The 14,143-nt window shown below is 43.3% G+C and carries 15 protein-coding genes and 1 other RNA gene; 14 read left to right on the top strand and 2 right to left on the bottom strand.

Annotated elements, in window-relative coordinates; genetic code table 11:
* Nucleotide 1: 1 nt before the first annotated feature.
* On the bottom strand, nucleotides 2-604 hold the full coding sequence (recU, locus tag D0466_RS06380) for a Holliday junction resolvase RecU (RefSeq protein ID WP_117321678.1): 603 nt from the start codon (nucleotides 602-604) through the stop codon (nucleotides 2-4).
* Nucleotides 605-898: 294 nt separating this feature from the next.
* Between recU and D0466_RS06375 the strand changes: the two genes are divergently transcribed.
* From D0466_RS06375 to D0466_RS22845, 4 genes are all read left to right on the top strand, one after another.
* Entirely contained in the window at nucleotides 899-1,879 is a 981-nt protein-coding gene (locus D0466_RS06375; RefSeq protein ID WP_117321677.1) for a DUF2515 family protein, read from the top strand.
* A 191-nt stretch (nucleotides 1,880-2,070) separates the two neighbouring features.
* Nucleotides 2,071-2,349: a hypothetical protein gene (locus D0466_RS06370; protein WP_117321676.1), complete on the top strand. Its 279-nt coding sequence runs from the start codon at nucleotides 2,071-2,073 to the stop codon at nucleotides 2,347-2,349.
* A gap of 112 nt (nucleotides 2,350-2,461) precedes the next feature.
* Nucleotides 2,462-2,833: a YppE family protein gene (locus D0466_RS06365; RefSeq protein WP_117321675.1), complete on the top strand. Its 372-nt coding sequence runs from the start codon at nucleotides 2,462-2,464 to the stop codon at nucleotides 2,831-2,833.
* Between the two features lie 92 nt (nucleotides 2,834-2,925).
* Complete coding sequence (locus D0466_RS22845; protein WP_233522555.1) at nucleotides 2,926-3,654, top strand: YppG family protein; 729 nt, start codon at nucleotides 2,926-2,928, stop codon at nucleotides 3,652-3,654.
* Nucleotides 3,655-3,759: 105 nt separating this feature from the next.
* On the opposite strand, the gene D0466_RS06355 is transcribed toward D0466_RS22845, so the two are convergent.
* Complete coding sequence (locus D0466_RS06355; RefSeq protein WP_117321674.1) at nucleotides 3,760-4,227, bottom strand: Hsp20/alpha crystallin family protein; 468 nt, start codon at nucleotides 4,225-4,227, stop codon at nucleotides 3,760-3,762.
* A gap of 387 nt (nucleotides 4,228-4,614) precedes the next feature.
* Here D0466_RS06355 and D0466_RS06350 point away from each other — a divergent pair, with 387 nt between their 5' ends.
* From D0466_RS06350 to D0466_RS22140, 10 genes are all read left to right on the top strand, one after another.
* A complete protein-coding gene (locus D0466_RS06350; protein ID WP_233522554.1) occupies nucleotides 4,615-5,388 on the top strand; it encodes an alpha/beta fold hydrolase in 774 nt (257 codons plus the stop codon).
* Between the two features lie 213 nt (nucleotides 5,389-5,601).
* A complete protein-coding gene (locus D0466_RS06345) occupies nucleotides 5,602-7,869 on the top strand; it encodes a DEAD/DEAH box helicase (RefSeq protein WP_117321673.1) in 2,268 nt (755 codons plus the stop codon).
* Between the two features lie 126 nt (nucleotides 7,870-7,995).
* Nucleotides 7,996-9,249: a ribonuclease H-like domain-containing protein gene (locus D0466_RS06340; protein WP_117321672.1), complete on the top strand. Its 1,254-nt coding sequence runs from the start codon at nucleotides 7,996-7,998 to the stop codon at nucleotides 9,247-9,249.
* Between the two features lie 344 nt (nucleotides 9,250-9,593).
* Complete coding sequence (locus D0466_RS23600; RefSeq protein WP_267897382.1) at nucleotides 9,594-10,139, top strand: CotD family spore coat protein; 546 nt, start codon at nucleotides 9,594-9,596, stop codon at nucleotides 10,137-10,139.
* Nucleotides 10,140-10,374: 235 nt separating this feature from the next.
* Nucleotides 10,375-10,920: a DUF1273 domain-containing protein gene (locus D0466_RS06330; RefSeq protein ID WP_117321671.1), complete on the top strand. Its 546-nt coding sequence runs from the start codon at nucleotides 10,375-10,377 to the stop codon at nucleotides 10,918-10,920.
* Between the two features lie 118 nt (nucleotides 10,921-11,038).
* Nucleotides 11,039-11,350 carry a cell division regulator GpsB gene (gene gpsB / locus D0466_RS06325; RefSeq protein ID WP_117321670.1) on the top strand — a complete coding sequence of 104 codons (312 nt, stop codon included), beginning with the start codon at nucleotides 11,039-11,041 and terminating at the stop codon, nucleotides 11,348-11,350.
* A 299-nt stretch (nucleotides 11,351-11,649) separates the two neighbouring features.
* Nucleotides 11,650-12,039: RNase P RNA component class B (rnpB, locus tag D0466_RS06320), an RNA gene on the top strand.
* Between the two features lie 269 nt (nucleotides 12,040-12,308).
* Nucleotides 12,309-12,743 carry a PAS domain-containing protein gene (locus D0466_RS22145; protein ID WP_158555856.1) on the top strand — a complete coding sequence of 145 codons (435 nt, stop codon included), beginning with the start codon at nucleotides 12,309-12,311 and terminating at the stop codon, nucleotides 12,741-12,743.
* Complete coding sequence (locus tag D0466_RS06315) at nucleotides 12,661-13,800, top strand: THUMP domain-containing class I SAM-dependent RNA methyltransferase (RefSeq protein ID WP_117322235.1); 1,140 nt, start codon at nucleotides 12,661-12,663, stop codon at nucleotides 13,798-13,800. The genes D0466_RS22145 and D0466_RS06315 overlap by 83 nt, the downstream gene beginning before the upstream one ends.
* 111 nt (nucleotides 13,801-13,911) lie before the next feature.
* A complete protein-coding gene (locus D0466_RS22140; RefSeq protein WP_158555855.1) occupies nucleotides 13,912-14,088 on the top strand; it encodes a hypothetical protein in 177 nt (58 codons plus the stop codon).
* Nucleotides 14,089-14,143: the final 55 nt, after the last annotated feature.

Raw genomic sequence — 14,143 nt, 5'->3', positions numbered from 1 at the left:
ATTATGAAATAATTGAATCGATCGCTTTAATGTAGTCAATCCTTGGTTGAAAGCCAAGCGGAATCTTTATGGAACAACTCTCCACTTCAGCTTTGGTAATGGATTTTCTGCCGCCGGACAGCATCCTGTCCCAAAATTGGACAAGGGACTCTGATTGCATTAAGAATGTTTCTTCACCGGCAGTGAATTTCATGATCACAAAAGCAATTCCGCCTTGTCCTACAACACTTTTCATGTGTTCGATCTGGTGTTCGTGGAAATTTTTAAGCGGAAAGGACGTATGGCTTCCAGTTTCCTTCGCTTCAAAATCGATATATTTTCCCTTGTATACACCATTGTAATCGGTTGTGGATGCCTGTTTGAAATATGCTTCCTTTATTACCGCAGCGCTTCTTTGCGGATAGTGCACATCCACTATTTGAATAGGAACAGGCTTTTTATGGATGACGGCGATGCCATTCGACAAATAGTACTGATTGCTTTCGTTTAAATCATCCTCAAGCGTTTTTCCACGGTTGCTGTAGCTCATCTGTTTTGCCGGACGGGCGCCGGGTTTTGTTGGTGCCGGGACAAACCTCCGGCCGTTTGGGTAATGGAAAGCCAACGGCTGACCCCTCCTTTTTTTACACTCATATTATGATAGCAAAAAAGAAAGAAAAACGGTGAATAATATTGTTTATTTCCCAATACGATAACATTTGTAGACGAGGTCACAGCCTCAATTATAAGTTGAATAGATGAATGTAAAGATGCATGCCATTGTAATTTTTGGTTTATTATTTTAAAACCTGGCTTAAGCAACTAGGATTAATATGAGCCAAAAATCAACAATAATATGAATTTATCTGTTGGTTATTTTACAGTTCAACTTATATATTAACTGAAAGAAGTGAAACAAATGGAGCAAAGCCCTACATTACAGAACTTGACCGAGCCTGAAAGAAAACTGGTGAAAAAAATTGCGGTGTTGACGAACAAATGGAATAAGGACAACATATCAAGGACAAAAGCCTATGAGTATTTCTTTTCGGTTCATCCTAATATTAAATGGTCATTTTTGGCCGGCATGGTATCGAGGAATGCCGGATGGAATATGTGCGACCTTGAAGGGGCGTGGTTTCCCAAATTGATATCCCGAAATTACCGGCATTCCTTGTTTATGACATATGAGCGCGCTAACTGGGTGATTTTTCATGATGCGTTCCCGCAACTGCTGCTCTATCATTATTCGACGAAATATGGTATGCCTTTGTTTCATTTGTCGCGACACTTTTCGATTTCACGTTTTTCGGAAAATGAATGGACAGCATTCTGGCAATCCGGAGATGAAACCAGGCTCCTCCATGCGTTAATTATAAACGAACAAAATGTCATTGAAGAACCGGTCATCAGGCATCATTATTACAATCCGTTTATATTTCATTCCCTTTTATTCGAATTGCAGGACTGGATGCATTTCAGCACTGTGTTGTTCCCGATGTGTTCCGGAGATATATACGGCCATTCGGTGTCACATTTCAGGAGCGTGGATGCCCGGATTGACCTTGGAAAGAAGCTTTCAATGATTTTGTTTCAAGAAGACTTGTTTCCGTTCTTTTATGAATTTGCGCGTCAGACAGAGCCAACCGGTTCAAGGCATGATTATGAGCAGTATTTTCCTTATAAAAAATGGAGGGAAACACCCTTTTTGAGAATGGTGTATCCAATCATTTCCCATTCCGTACACCAGCTTGACCAATGGGACAAGAAAAAAGAGATTAACAGCCAATGGTTTACTATGCCCAGCCTGACTGAAGAAATAAAGTTGAATGACTGGTACCGCAAAAAGCAGAAACAGCTGCATTTCATCATCGGAGCAAGGGACTTTTTCCGGCAATAAATAAAATTGACACGGTTGTTGTTTTAGCTTTTGCAGGATCTGTGGAATCATTCCGCGCAGTTGTCGAATTGAAGGGAAAATCCTAGTGAATTCCACTTTCTTTGCCGATTTCCTTCTAGTTTTGTCAAACATGAAGGTGCTCGAGTGATAAACCAAGAATAATAAAGGCAAAGAGAAGAGGAGGTTTTTTCATGGGAATAAAGAGAGCAGATGCAAATGAAGTCCTGGAACTCCTTGGTGAAATAACCGCGCGTTTGGAACAACTGGAGGAAACGATAAGTGAAAATTATAACACCGGTCGCTGCCAGCTTTGGGAAAATCAGATGGCTATGGTCCACTCCGCTCAAGTCGCGTTTGAAAAGGCAGAAAAGGATTGGAAAGTAAAAGAAATTGAAAACAAATCCTATATCTTAAGAAAAGAAAGCGCCATGAATCAGCAAATGCCTATGAATCCTAAGTTGGGTTTCTAGCTTTCAACCTTCGCAGCTTGGATAAGCTGCTTTTTATTTTTTCAGGAGCCTATATTTTTCAAATTCCCCCTGCTTCCTATATACTTTAGGGAATAAAGAATAGGAGGAAATAATGAAGGATAAAGAAATTGCCTTAGAACTAACGAAGAAATTAATCAGTCTTTGCGAAACAGCGGACCGGATATATGAAGATGTCCGCGAAACCGGAAAGGAACGCGATTTTTATACGGAAGTAAAACCCTTTGCGGATGAGGTTCACCATACAACAACGGAATGGGCCGGCCAAATGAAGAAGTGGATGAAAGCAGAAAGCTTTCGATATATCTTTCCTCAGCAGATCGACCAGACGGCACAAAATTTGACCGATATTGCTGTCCAGGCTTTTTTTCCTAAAACCAGCTATAACAGGTTCAAGAGCCATGTTCAATCGGTTCAATTTATCTTGAAAAGCGTTTTGACTGAAATTACTAATCCCATCAACTAAAAGGATGAAATTGCGGCAAGTGGGATACTCACCAATGTCTTTTCACTCTCATATAGTATAACAGCTAATGCCATGAAGAGGAGGAAAGACTTGTGATTAACAGGAATTTCGTTTCCGGCGAGGCGCATTGGGACGGATACCACAGAAATTCCGTTCCGGCATTTTTGGGTGGATTTCCATTCCATGCCCAGTATTTCGAAGCTGTCCACGACCAATATAACACCGCAATGAACGGTGACGCCCTTCACAGTTACCAGGATTCCTATCCACCTGCGAATTTCCACTACATGCCAGGGGGACCCGCTTACCAACAGGGAAACATAAAGTCTCCCATTTTAGAGTATGTAAATGAAGGTCATCCGTATTTTCAAGGGGGCGAACAGCCGGCATATGGAGGTATGCACTTTCAAGTGGCTCCTCATGGAGCGCCCGCAAACCAACCAACGCCCGGCATCTATATGAATGGTAATCCTGTACCGTTCCCGTCTCATTTTTTGCCCGAGCAACATATGAATATGCAATATCCGCCCGCAGCGCATCCGCAGCAGCCCAATAAAAACAACGGGCTAAATCCATTTGAAAATCCACTTCAGCCTGTTCAGAAAAGGCCGCCTGTGCAACAAGCATTCGCAAACCCGTATCCCAGCCAGCAATTCATGAAAAAACAGCCATCTGGCATCCAATCGGTTTTGAACCAATTTAAGACACAGGATGGATCGATTGACATAAATAAAATGATGAACACAGCAGGGCAAATGATGAGCACCTTCAGCCAGGTATCATCGATAGTAAAAGGGTTCGGCGGAAAACTTAAAGTGTAACCTCGCAATAATGAAAGGGCCAAAACCGGTAAGAAAATATGAAGCCTGCTCTGGCTTCTACTGTTTTCTTCAGGTTTTGGCCTTTTTGACTGCACATATTGTACTTTAGTCGATGATCGCAATCCGCTTTCCTTTTAGCTTTGGCACTTTGATTTCCAATACCCCGTCGCGATGGCTTGCTGTAGCCCTTTGCTCATCGATTGGCTTTGAAAGGGTAATCGTTCTTGAAACGGTTTTTGATGATTGCTTTCGTTTTGCTGGCGTTTTGTTTCCGGTCATTTTTACAGGTTGAACAAAATTCTTTACGCTGATGATTACCCCTTGGGCGAGCATCTCAATATCTATTTGTTCCCGTTTGACTCCCGGAAGGGCAGCTTTGATATGGAAGTGAGTATCTTTTTCAATAATTTCAACAGGAAAGCCCCGTTCTATGGTCCCGAAAAAATCATCCATCGATTGAAGAAGGCCTTTAATCGGTTTTTCCGCAAAAAGCCGGTCCATTGTAGTCATGAATTCATTAAACGTCTGTCCATGTGATGATCTCCGATTCTTATTTTTCTCTGAATCAGGCATTTGTTGTCTCTCCTTTCAAATACCGCTGCTAATTAGGCTATGTAAATACGAAAATATTGGTGTTTTGTACAAACAATTTTCCGCTCCCTAAATCACTAATTTTGAAATTTTTTGAAAACAGGAAAAAAATGTTCATGTGCGTCACTAATTACACGGTTTCAAGGCTTTGATGAAGTAATATTTCAGTGAGGGAACGGGGAAGTCGATGAGGCAGAGAACTTACTGCCGGTCCAGCCCAGAGCTTTATTTGTTTTGGCCTTCTTCATCGGAGGGGCCATTCTTTTCATCATGTTAGTATGTGATTTTGGTATAAAGGAGCCAATAGTTTTAAGGGGAGAACATGAGGGAAGAATGATAAATATATCAAAACGGGGGAGGATGATAGAAATGCTTAAAAAAAATATGCTTTCATACTCTGATTCCGGGCAAGGAACACCCATTGTGCTGATCCATGGTTTTTGCGGCAGCCGAGGATATTGGAAGGACGTAATCCCAAGCTTGCAGGACGAATACCGGATCATTGCTGTCGACCTAAGGGGGCATGGAGAGTCGAAAAGTGAGGACAAAGATTTCGAAATAGATGATATGGCAAGGGATGTCCATAATTTATTAAAACACCTGTCAGTTGATCGCGTATACCTATTCGGGCATTCCCTGGGCGGCTATGTGACCCTGTCTTTTGCTGAACAATTTCCAGGGATGGCAGCAGGGTTTTCTTTAGTGCATTCTACAGCATATCCGGACAGCGAGGAAGCGAAGGAAGGTCGATTGAGATCAATAGAACAAATCGAAATGCATGGCCTTAAACCTTTCGTGGATGGATTGGTCCCAAAACTGTTCGCCGACACCGGTGACAACAGCCGGCAAATTCATAAAGAAGCAGCAAAAGAGATTGGATACCAAACCAGCATCAATGGCGCAATCGGTGCCCTGAATGCGATGCGAAAACGAGGCGACCGCAATCATGTCCTAAGTAACTCCAATGTTCCCGTTCTATTAATTGCTGGCGCAAAAGATAAGGTGATTGCTCCTGAAAAAACGTTTTCTGTCACAGGGAAGAACCATATCAAGGAAGTATTGCTTCCGGATTGCGGCCATATGGGGATGCTGGAGGACCCGGGAAGGGTTGCAGAAGCAATAAAGAATTTTGTCCCGAGGTAATCATCCATTATTGATTTTTGGCTTATTTCGCCTATGGTGAAACTCATTTGAAACCCGGGTTTTACACGACTGGAGCCATTGGCGCCCAGCTTTACATTCATGAAATCAGGTTGTTAACATGAATTCTTTAATCATTTCCTGAAAAAGGGAATGATTTTTTTCTTTTTAATCGAACGTTCATTCGTTAAAATAATAGTATTGGGGTGAACGATTATGAAGTTACGGAAAAACTTGCAGGAAATGATAGCACAGTTTAAAACCGATGAAAAGCATCTGGAAAATATTGTACATTGGCATACAATTGAGCCGAGGGAAGCATCAAGTGTCCCTTTTCCGGAACGAATGGACGAAACAATCAGAAAGGCTCTGCAAAAGAGGGGGATATCCGGGCTATATACCCACCAGGCGACTGCCTTTCGGGCGGCTGTCCAGGGGAAAAGTTTAGTTGCAGTAACACCGACAGCATCTGGAAAGACATTTTGTTACAATCTTCCGGTATTGCAGTCGATCTTAGAAAATGAGAAAACAAGGGCTCTTTATATCTTTCCTACGAAAGCATTAAGCTACGACCAGAAAAGCGAGCTCCATGAGATGATAGAAGATATGGAAGCCGACATAAACAGTTATACATATGATGGGGATACCCCATCGAATATCCGGCAAAAGATCCGTAAAGCAGGGCATATCGTGATTACCAACCCGGATATGCTGCATTCGGGAATTTTGCCCCACCATACGAAATGGGTATCGCTGTTTGAAAATCTGAAATATGTAATTATTGATGAGCTGCACATATACCGGGGCGTTTTTGGCAGTCATACAGCAAACGTGATCAGGCGGCTAAGACGGATATGCAAGTTTTACGGAAGCGACCCGGTATTTATTTGCACTTCGGCTACGATTGCAAACCCAAAACAACTGGCAGAGGAGCTTACCGAGCAGGATATGCTGCTGGTTGATGACAATGGCGCGCCAAGTGGGAAGAAGCATTTTGTCTTTTATAACCCCCCCGTCGTGAACAAGCCCTTAAATATCCGCAGGAGTGCAGTGCTCGAGGCGCGAACCCTCGCGATGGAATTTTTGCGCAATAAGATCCAAACAATTGTGTTCGCGCGTTCCCGGGTCAGGGTCGAAATCCTGCTCACATATTTGCAGGAACTGGTCTCGAAGCAACTGGGGCCTAAGTCGATAAGGGGCTACCGCGGAGGTTATCTTCCAAAGCAACGGCGTGAGATTGAAAAAGGGCTGAGGGAAGGCAGCATTTACGGGGTTGTGAGCACAAACGCGCTTGAGCTTGGCGTGGATATCGGCCAGCTTCAGGTATGCATCATGACAGGCTATCCCGGTTCGATCGCAAGCGCCTGGCAGCAGGCCGGGCGTGCGGGGAGAAGGCATGATGAGGCGTTGATCATCATGGTTGGGAGCTCCAGTGCACTGGACCAGTATATGATCCAAAATCCGGAGTATTTCTTTTCCCGAAGTCCTGAAACAGCAAGGATAAACCCTGACAACCTGGTAATTCTCGTGGACCATATCAAATGTGCCGCCTACGAGCTGCCTTTTCAAAAGGGGGACACATTCGGCAGGGCGGAAATCATGGATGTTCTTGAATTTTTAACGGAAGAAAGAGTACTTCACCAAAACGGAGACAAATGGTTTTGGATGGATGATGCTTTCCCGGCCCATAATATCAGCTTGCGCTCTGCCTCCCAGGAAAATGTGGTCATCATCGACCAGACAGAAGCACCGGATAACAAAGTGATTGGTGAAATGGATACCTTCAGTGCAATGACATTGCTTCATGATGAAGCGATCTATCTCCACCAGGGGATTCAATACCAGGTCGAGCTGCTTGATTGGGAGGAAAAGAAGGCGTACGTCCGCGAAGTAAACGTGGATTATTATACGGATGCAAACCTTGCCGTCCAGCTATCGGTGCTGGAAGTGGACAAGCAAAAGAATTTCAGCTCAAATGAAGCTGCCTATGGAGATGTATCTGTAAGGGCAATGGCGACGATTTTCAAGAAGATCAAGTTTGAAACGCATGATAATATCGGTTCAGGCCCCATTACACTCCCGGAGGTGGAGCTTCATACGAATTCGGCGATGCTTTCTCTTAATCCGGAGGTCCTCGCTTGGGACGATAATCGGATGGAGCAAGGATTGATCGGCGCATCCCATGCATTACATTACATGATTCCCCTTTTCGTTATGTGTGACCCGAACGATATCCATGTATATCCTCAGGTGAAAGCTGCCCATAATGAGAAACCAACAATTTTTATTTATGATAGTTATCCGGGCGGAATAGGCCTTAGTGAAAAGGTGTATGAGAAGGTTGGGACAATCTTAAAAGAAACCCGTAATATGGTGGAACGGTGCCAATGCGAAAGCGGATGCCCTTCCTGCATTGGCACGGATACCGCTTCACAGGGATCAAAGAAAGACGCTATCCTTTTGCTGGGGCTCTTTGCAAACTGACCTCCACAGGATATGGTGGCGTCGACGTTGTGCACAGGACGTGGCAGATGGTAATCAAAGTTTGCTTTAATAAAGAGCGCTTTTGTTTTTTTATAAGATTGTTACTCAGGGTTCGAGGTGAGACCATTGTCTTTAAAAAATAAACTGGGCCGCATGAAAGGCCATATGAAACTGGACAGCCAGGATAAGAATAATACCGGCCCAGAAACCAAAACAATAGTAAATGAAAAGATTCCTTTTATCGAAAAATGGCAGGAGAACGATACAACTGTTTACTGGTTTGATAACCAGTATTGTTTTATCCGGGAGGTGCGCTATCCAATCAATTACCGGCACGGAAAGTATTCCTTTAAGGAACTGATTGATGTCGTCGGATTCTGGAATAAATCGCCGCTTGACCACCCACTGTCTGCCAAGGGCCTTGGTGCCCAAGATTTATTTTTCTTCGATACAGAGACAACCGGTCTTGGCGGAGGTGCAGGGAATACGATTTTCTTGCTAGGATATGCCTTCCTTGAGAAAGAAGCGATCGTCCTGAGGCAGCACGTTCTGCCACAGCCCGGGAACGAGATCCCCCTATACCAAAGCTTCCTGAAGAATATTAATTATGACACTCTTGTCACGTACAATGGAAAAGCATTCGACTGGCCCCAGCTAAAAACAAGGCATACGCTGATAAGAGAGCATGTTCCCCGTTTACCGGAATTTGGGCATTTTGACTTATACCATGCTTCCAGGAGACTTTGGAAAAACAGATTGGCAAAAGTAAAGCTCTCGGCAGTCGAAGAAGAAATACTAGGATTGAAGAGGGAAAGTGATATACCAGGATATTTAGCACCCATGATTTTCTTTGATTTTGTCGAAAGAAAGGATCCTGAAATTTTGCTTGGTGTCATGAAGCATAATGAAATCGACATTCTTTCTTTGATTACGCTCTATATCCACTTATCAAGACAAATTCTCCAGGTTGACGGATATGGCGAAGAAACGCTTGAAATTGCACGCTGGCTTAATTATCTTGGAAAAACAGATGAAGCGCTTGAAACGTATCGCCGTCTGCTCACTCATGGAACAAATGGAGAGCGGATCACCGCCAGGCACGCTATAGCCTATCAAATGAAAAAGAATAAACAATACGGCTTAGCTTTGGACATATGGCTAGAAGTGGCTGAATCGGGAACCATAAAACAAAAACAGGAAGCACTGCTTGAAGCGAGCAAACTGCTTGAACACCATTATAAGGACTACAGGAAAGCCCTGATGCTGTCGTCCAAGCTGCTGGAGGAACTGGAGGGACTGTCTTCATCTTCAGCAACTCTCGTACAGAACCTGTATAAACGCTGTGAGCGGTTGAAAAGAAAGCTTAAAGCGTCCAACTGAAAAGGGCACAGAATTGTAAAAATTTTTCTTTGTGTTTTGATAAAGAAATATTGTCCTGTACTGTCAATGTGTGTAAAATGTATGTTTGTGAGAGGTTCGTTATACGTCTAAAGCACGTTATAGGAAACTTTCAGATTAAATGACGGGGCGGGAAACATGTATAAAACGATTTTATTTTTATTTTTTGTTGTCATTTGTCTAACTGCTTTGGTGTTTTCGACATTGAAGGATGGCTTTTACTCCTTTTTATGATAAAATTAGGTTTTTTGATTAGTACAACTGTACCTCTTGATTCATAGTCTGTTATTGTAATCCAAACTATGAAGAAAGGGGACGCTTTTTATATGGAACATATGAAAAAGCAATCTAACGTAATGGGTGCACAAATGGGCCCTGCCGGGAAAGGCCCAGGAGTAATGGGTGCGCAAATGGGTCCTTCTTATGGAATGGGACCGCAGCCAGGCCCTGGAGTAATGGGGGCACAGATGGGTCCTTCCTATGGAATGGGACCGCAGCCAGGCCCTGGAGTAATGGGTGCACAGGCAGGCCCTTATCCGGGAATGGGACCAATGGTTTCTCCAGCAGGTATGGGTCCTGGTCCATTTGGTCCGGCCGGCCCAACCAATGTGGCTCCCACACAGGTATTGCCTGCACAGGTTTCACCACCGCAAAACTTTGTGAATACGAACGTGTTTCCGCATGTAGTGCCGCACGTTCATCCATCTCACACAACAAATGTCAATAAGCATGTATTCACACACCAGCACTACTTCCCGCATACCCAGTCTACAGTAAATCAATGTTTTGAGCAGCACGTGGTTTGCCCGGGCAGGCCTCCGGTTGCACCAATACACCACAAATGCTGCCCGCCAAGACCATTTGGTTTCTGACGGATGACAAGGGCGATAAAGCCCTTGTTTTATTTAGCTAATAGGAAAACATAAACCTTTCCTAATTCATAAATCATAATACAGACTAAGAACTCCAAGGGCCAATGTCTTCGCCTGTGTTACTTACATCCTTTGGCCGGTCTTTACCTTATAGCTATGTCTAATCAACGCTTTTTAAGGTTTCCCCATCGGCGGGTTTTCTAACAATTCCGTGTGAAAGAAAGGACTATCCCGATTGAACGTTATATACATAACCGGCTATAAACCTTTTGAATTTGGCATATTTAAGAATGACCATGAAGGAGTAAAATATATTAAACGGGCGATAAAGCGGCGGCTGGTCCCTTTAATCGACGAAGGTGCCGAGTGGTTCATCATTTCCGGCCAGCTTGGTGTAGAACTGTGGGCTGCTGAAGTTTTGTTTGAACTGAAGGATGAGTATAAGGATGTTAAACTTGGTGTATTGACACCATTTTTGGGGCAGGAAGAAACCTGGAATGAAACTAACAAGCAGTATTATCAAAATATTTTAGCCCAGGCGGATTTCGTTGATTCAATTTCGAAAAAGCCCTACGAAGGCCCGCAGCAATTAAGGGCAAAGAACTTATTCATGGTCCACAAAAGCGATGGAATCATCATAGTATATGATGAGGAAAGAGAGGGTACCCCCAAGTACGCTTTAGCTGAAGCTGAAAAATACAGGGCGGCTCATCCTTATCCAATTATTCGGATTTCATTCGATGATCTTCAGCAGGCTGCTGAAGAAGATCAATGGAATTGAAAAAAAGCTTGTGTTCCTATGCCTTTTCCAAAATGAAGATGTTCCGTTGACAAATCAAGGCATATTTGAAAAAATAATAGTATAAATCGATGTTGGCGAAAGTATTGAGGTGAATCTTATGCTATCTGATAAGATAAAATTAACGGCTAAAGACATTCTTGAAAAAGATTTCAAAACGGCAATGCGCGGATATAAACCAGAAGATGTAGACCAATTCCTCGACGTGGTCATAAAAGATTACGAAGCATTCCATCAGGAAATTGAGGAATTGAAACAGGAAAACCTGAGGCTGAGAAAGCAGGCAGACGATATGTCAAGGCGCCAGAACCAGCCGGCAACGAGCGTAACACCCGGCACCACCAATTTTGATATCTTAAAAAGGCTGTCCAACCTTGAAAAGCATGTGTTCGGCAGCAAATTATACGATTAGTAGCCTTTTTATAAAGTGAATGAATAATCGTATCAGTTGAAATTAAAAATATTGTTGGTTATTGGCTCATTTGCGCTAATCCATATAGCCCGTGAAAAAAGGCTCGTTCTCTTGTCGGCCCTATTAAGACACAGCCACCTTTCAGCTATCCTGAAAGGCATGTGACACGCAGGATTCACATGGAGAGAACCGAAAATTTTTTGAATGGCAGCTTTAATATTGATAAATTCAACTAATATAGATTGATTTACCATTGATGTTTACTAAGCAATTTATTATAATAAGTATTGTTGTGAATGACGTTCAGGTAATCGCTGCAGCCTACGGCTGTAGAGGAAAGTCCATGCTCGCACGGGCTGAGATGCCCGTAGTGTTCGTGCCTGGCGAAAAAATAAGCCAGGGCAGCAAGTGCGCTTGCTGACGGCCGGGAAAATGCCTAAGTCCCCATGGGGATATGGCATGAATACCTGTAAAAGTGCCACAGTGACGGAGCCTTCCCGGAAACGGGGAGGGTGGAACGAGGTAAACCCCACGAGCGAGAAACCCAAATTTTGGTAGGGGAGCTTTCTTTCTTGGAAATGAACGAGGAGAAGGACAGGGGTATTTGCTCCTGTAGATAGATGGTTACCGCCGAAGTACGAGATGAACAATCGCTTGCAGTACTGAGGAACAAAACATGGCTTATAGGACGTTATCATAATTTACCTTTCAAAATGAGCAGCTCTCCTTTCGCAAGGAGAGTTTTTATTTTTATTTGAGGAGAATATTTCACATAAGGTATCGGATATTCGTCAGCTTTATGAATTTTGCATGATATATAGTGAAATATGAATGAAAATTACGCACGAACAACGAAATTTACATTATCATAATATCTATAATGCAAATTTCAGTGGTATAGGCAGGTCATATCACCTTTTCCGACATAAGTTTGAAAAGACAATATAGACAGCATAGCATGCTTGCTGAAAAGATATTCGAGAACATCGAAGAAGGCGTGATGATCAACGATACAGCCAAAAAATCATTTCGGTCAATCCGGCTTTTCAAATTGTCACAGGCTTCGTGGGAAGAGGTAATTGGACGGACGCCAAAAATTCTCCAGTCCGGATTACATAATCAAGCATTTTATGATGAAATGTGGGATGAAATAAGTATAAAAGGGCGCTGGTATGGCGAGATATGGAATAAGCGCAAGGATGGTCAGATATTTCTGGAGTGGCGGACGATAAGTTCCATAATGGATGACGTTGGCAAAACAACCAATTATGTTGCGGTTTTTTCTGATATTTATGAAAGTTGGTGTTTTTATGAAAATGTACGATATCATCGCTACAGCAGCCATGGGTCTCGAAGCGGTTGTAGCCAAGGAAGTGCGGGGTCTTGGTTATGAATGTGAAGTTGAAAACGGAAAAGTAACCTATAAGGGTGACGTTAAGGCTATTGCAAGATCCAATATGTGGCTGCGAACAGCTGACCGGATAAAAATCAAAGTAGGCGAATTCAAGGCGACAACCTTTGATGAGCTGTTTGAAAAGACTAAAGCCCTAAATTGGGAGGAATTTCTGCCGGAGGATGCAGAGTTCCCTGTAAGCGGAAAATCAGTGAAATCCACTTTATTCAGCGTCCCCGATTGCCAGGCCATCGTTAAGAAAGCAATCGTAAACAGATTGCAAAGTTCTTACAAACGTTCCTCCTGGCTTGCAGAAAATGGTCCCCTTTTTAAAGTGGAAGTAGCCTTGCTCAAGGATATTGTAACGCTGACGATCGATACAAGCGGCGCCGGGCTTCATAAAAGGGGATACCGGACGGGGCAGGGGGAAGCACCATTAAAGGAAACGCTGGCAGCGGCATTAATTATGTTGACGAACTGGCTCCCTGATAAACCTTTTATCGATCCGTTCACAGGTTCTGGTACAATTCCGATAGAAGCGGCATTGATCGGACAAAATATTGCTCCCGGATTTAATCGAGAATTCGTATCTGAAAACTGGCCGTGGATGGGCGGCAAAACCTGGGAGGAAGTTAGGCAGGAAGCTGAAGACGTTGCAAAGTATGATGAACCGCTTGATATCTCCGGGTATGATATTGACCATAAAATGGTCGAGGTAGCAAAGGAGAACAGCATGGAAGCCGGACTCGGAGAATTAATCAATTTTAAACAAATGCAAGTGAGGGATTTGACGACACAAAAAGAATTTGGAGTCATTGTGGGCAACCCTCCTTATGGAGAACGGCTTGGCGAGAAAAAGGCCGTCCAGCAAATGTACCGGGAGATGGGACAGGCTTTCAGCAAGCTTGATACGTGGTCAATCTATATCATCACTTCCCACCCTGACTTTGAAAAGCTGTATGGAAAGCCAGCAACGAAAAAACGCAAGCTCTTCAACGGTTTTATCAAGACCGATTACTACCAATATTGGGGAAAGCGGCCGCCGAGAAAAAACTAAAAGAAAATTGGAAGTATTCAAGACCGTCATTAGTAAAAATAAAAGCATAACCTTTGCCCAATCCGCATAAAATGTATCTATCTTTTCTCAAGCGGATTGGGGGTGACCTGTGTGGATACAAAACTAATGGACTTCGGATTGATTACAAGGGCTTTATATACCTCCTATGAGTCGATTAAGCTCGATGGGGATGATAAGAATTCCATAGCACAATTGATGGATGCCGAGAAAAATCTATTTCAAGCACTGTCATTCCACCTGCAGCGAGATTATGGCAAGGACGACTGATAGGGATTAAATTATGCTGGAACCTTCTTTGGGCGAGCAGCCTTGCTTTTGCACC

The sequence above is a fragment of the Peribacillus glennii genome (assembly GCF_003429105.1).
Classification (GTDB): domain Bacteria; phylum Bacillota; class Bacilli; order Bacillales; family DSM-1321; genus Peribacillus; species Peribacillus glennii.
Note: the sequence above shows the minus strand (reverse complement) of the source record. Positions and strands in the feature narration are given on the sequence as shown.

Excerpts from the sequence above, each read along its gene's own strand:
- D0466_RS06375 (WP_117321677.1), top strand. The coding sequence starts at position 899 with ATGGAGCAAAGCCCTACATTACAGAACTTGACCGAGCCTGAAAGAAAA.
- D0466_RS06370 (WP_117321676.1), top strand. The coding sequence starts at position 2,071 with ATGGGAATAAAGAGAGCAGATGCAAATGAAGTCCTGGAACTCCTTGGT.
- D0466_RS06365 (WP_117321675.1), top strand. The coding sequence starts at position 2,462 with ATGAAGGATAAAGAAATTGCCTTAGAACTAACGAAGAAATTAATCAGT.
- D0466_RS06355 (WP_117321674.1), bottom strand. The coding sequence starts at position 4,227 with ATGCCTGATTCAGAGAAAAATAAGAATCGGAGATCATCACATGGACAG.
- D0466_RS06350 (WP_233522554.1), top strand. The coding sequence starts at position 4,615 with ATGCTTAAAAAAAATATGCTTTCATACTCTGATTCCGGGCAAGGAACA.
- D0466_RS06345 (WP_117321673.1), top strand. The coding sequence starts at position 5,602 with ATGAAGTTACGGAAAAACTTGCAGGAAATGATAGCACAGTTTAAAACC.
- D0466_RS23600 (WP_267897382.1), top strand. The coding sequence starts at position 9,594 with ATGGAACATATGAAAAAGCAATCTAACGTAATGGGTGCACAAATGGGC.
- gpsB (WP_117321670.1), top strand. The coding sequence starts at position 11,039 with ATGCTATCTGATAAGATAAAATTAACGGCTAAAGACATTCTTGAAAAA.
- D0466_RS22145 (WP_158555856.1), top strand. The coding sequence starts at position 12,309 with ATGCTTGCTGAAAAGATATTCGAGAACATCGAAGAAGGCGTGATGATC.
- D0466_RS06315 (WP_117322235.1), top strand. The coding sequence starts at position 12,661 with ATGAAAATGTACGATATCATCGCTACAGCAGCCATGGGTCTCGAAGCG.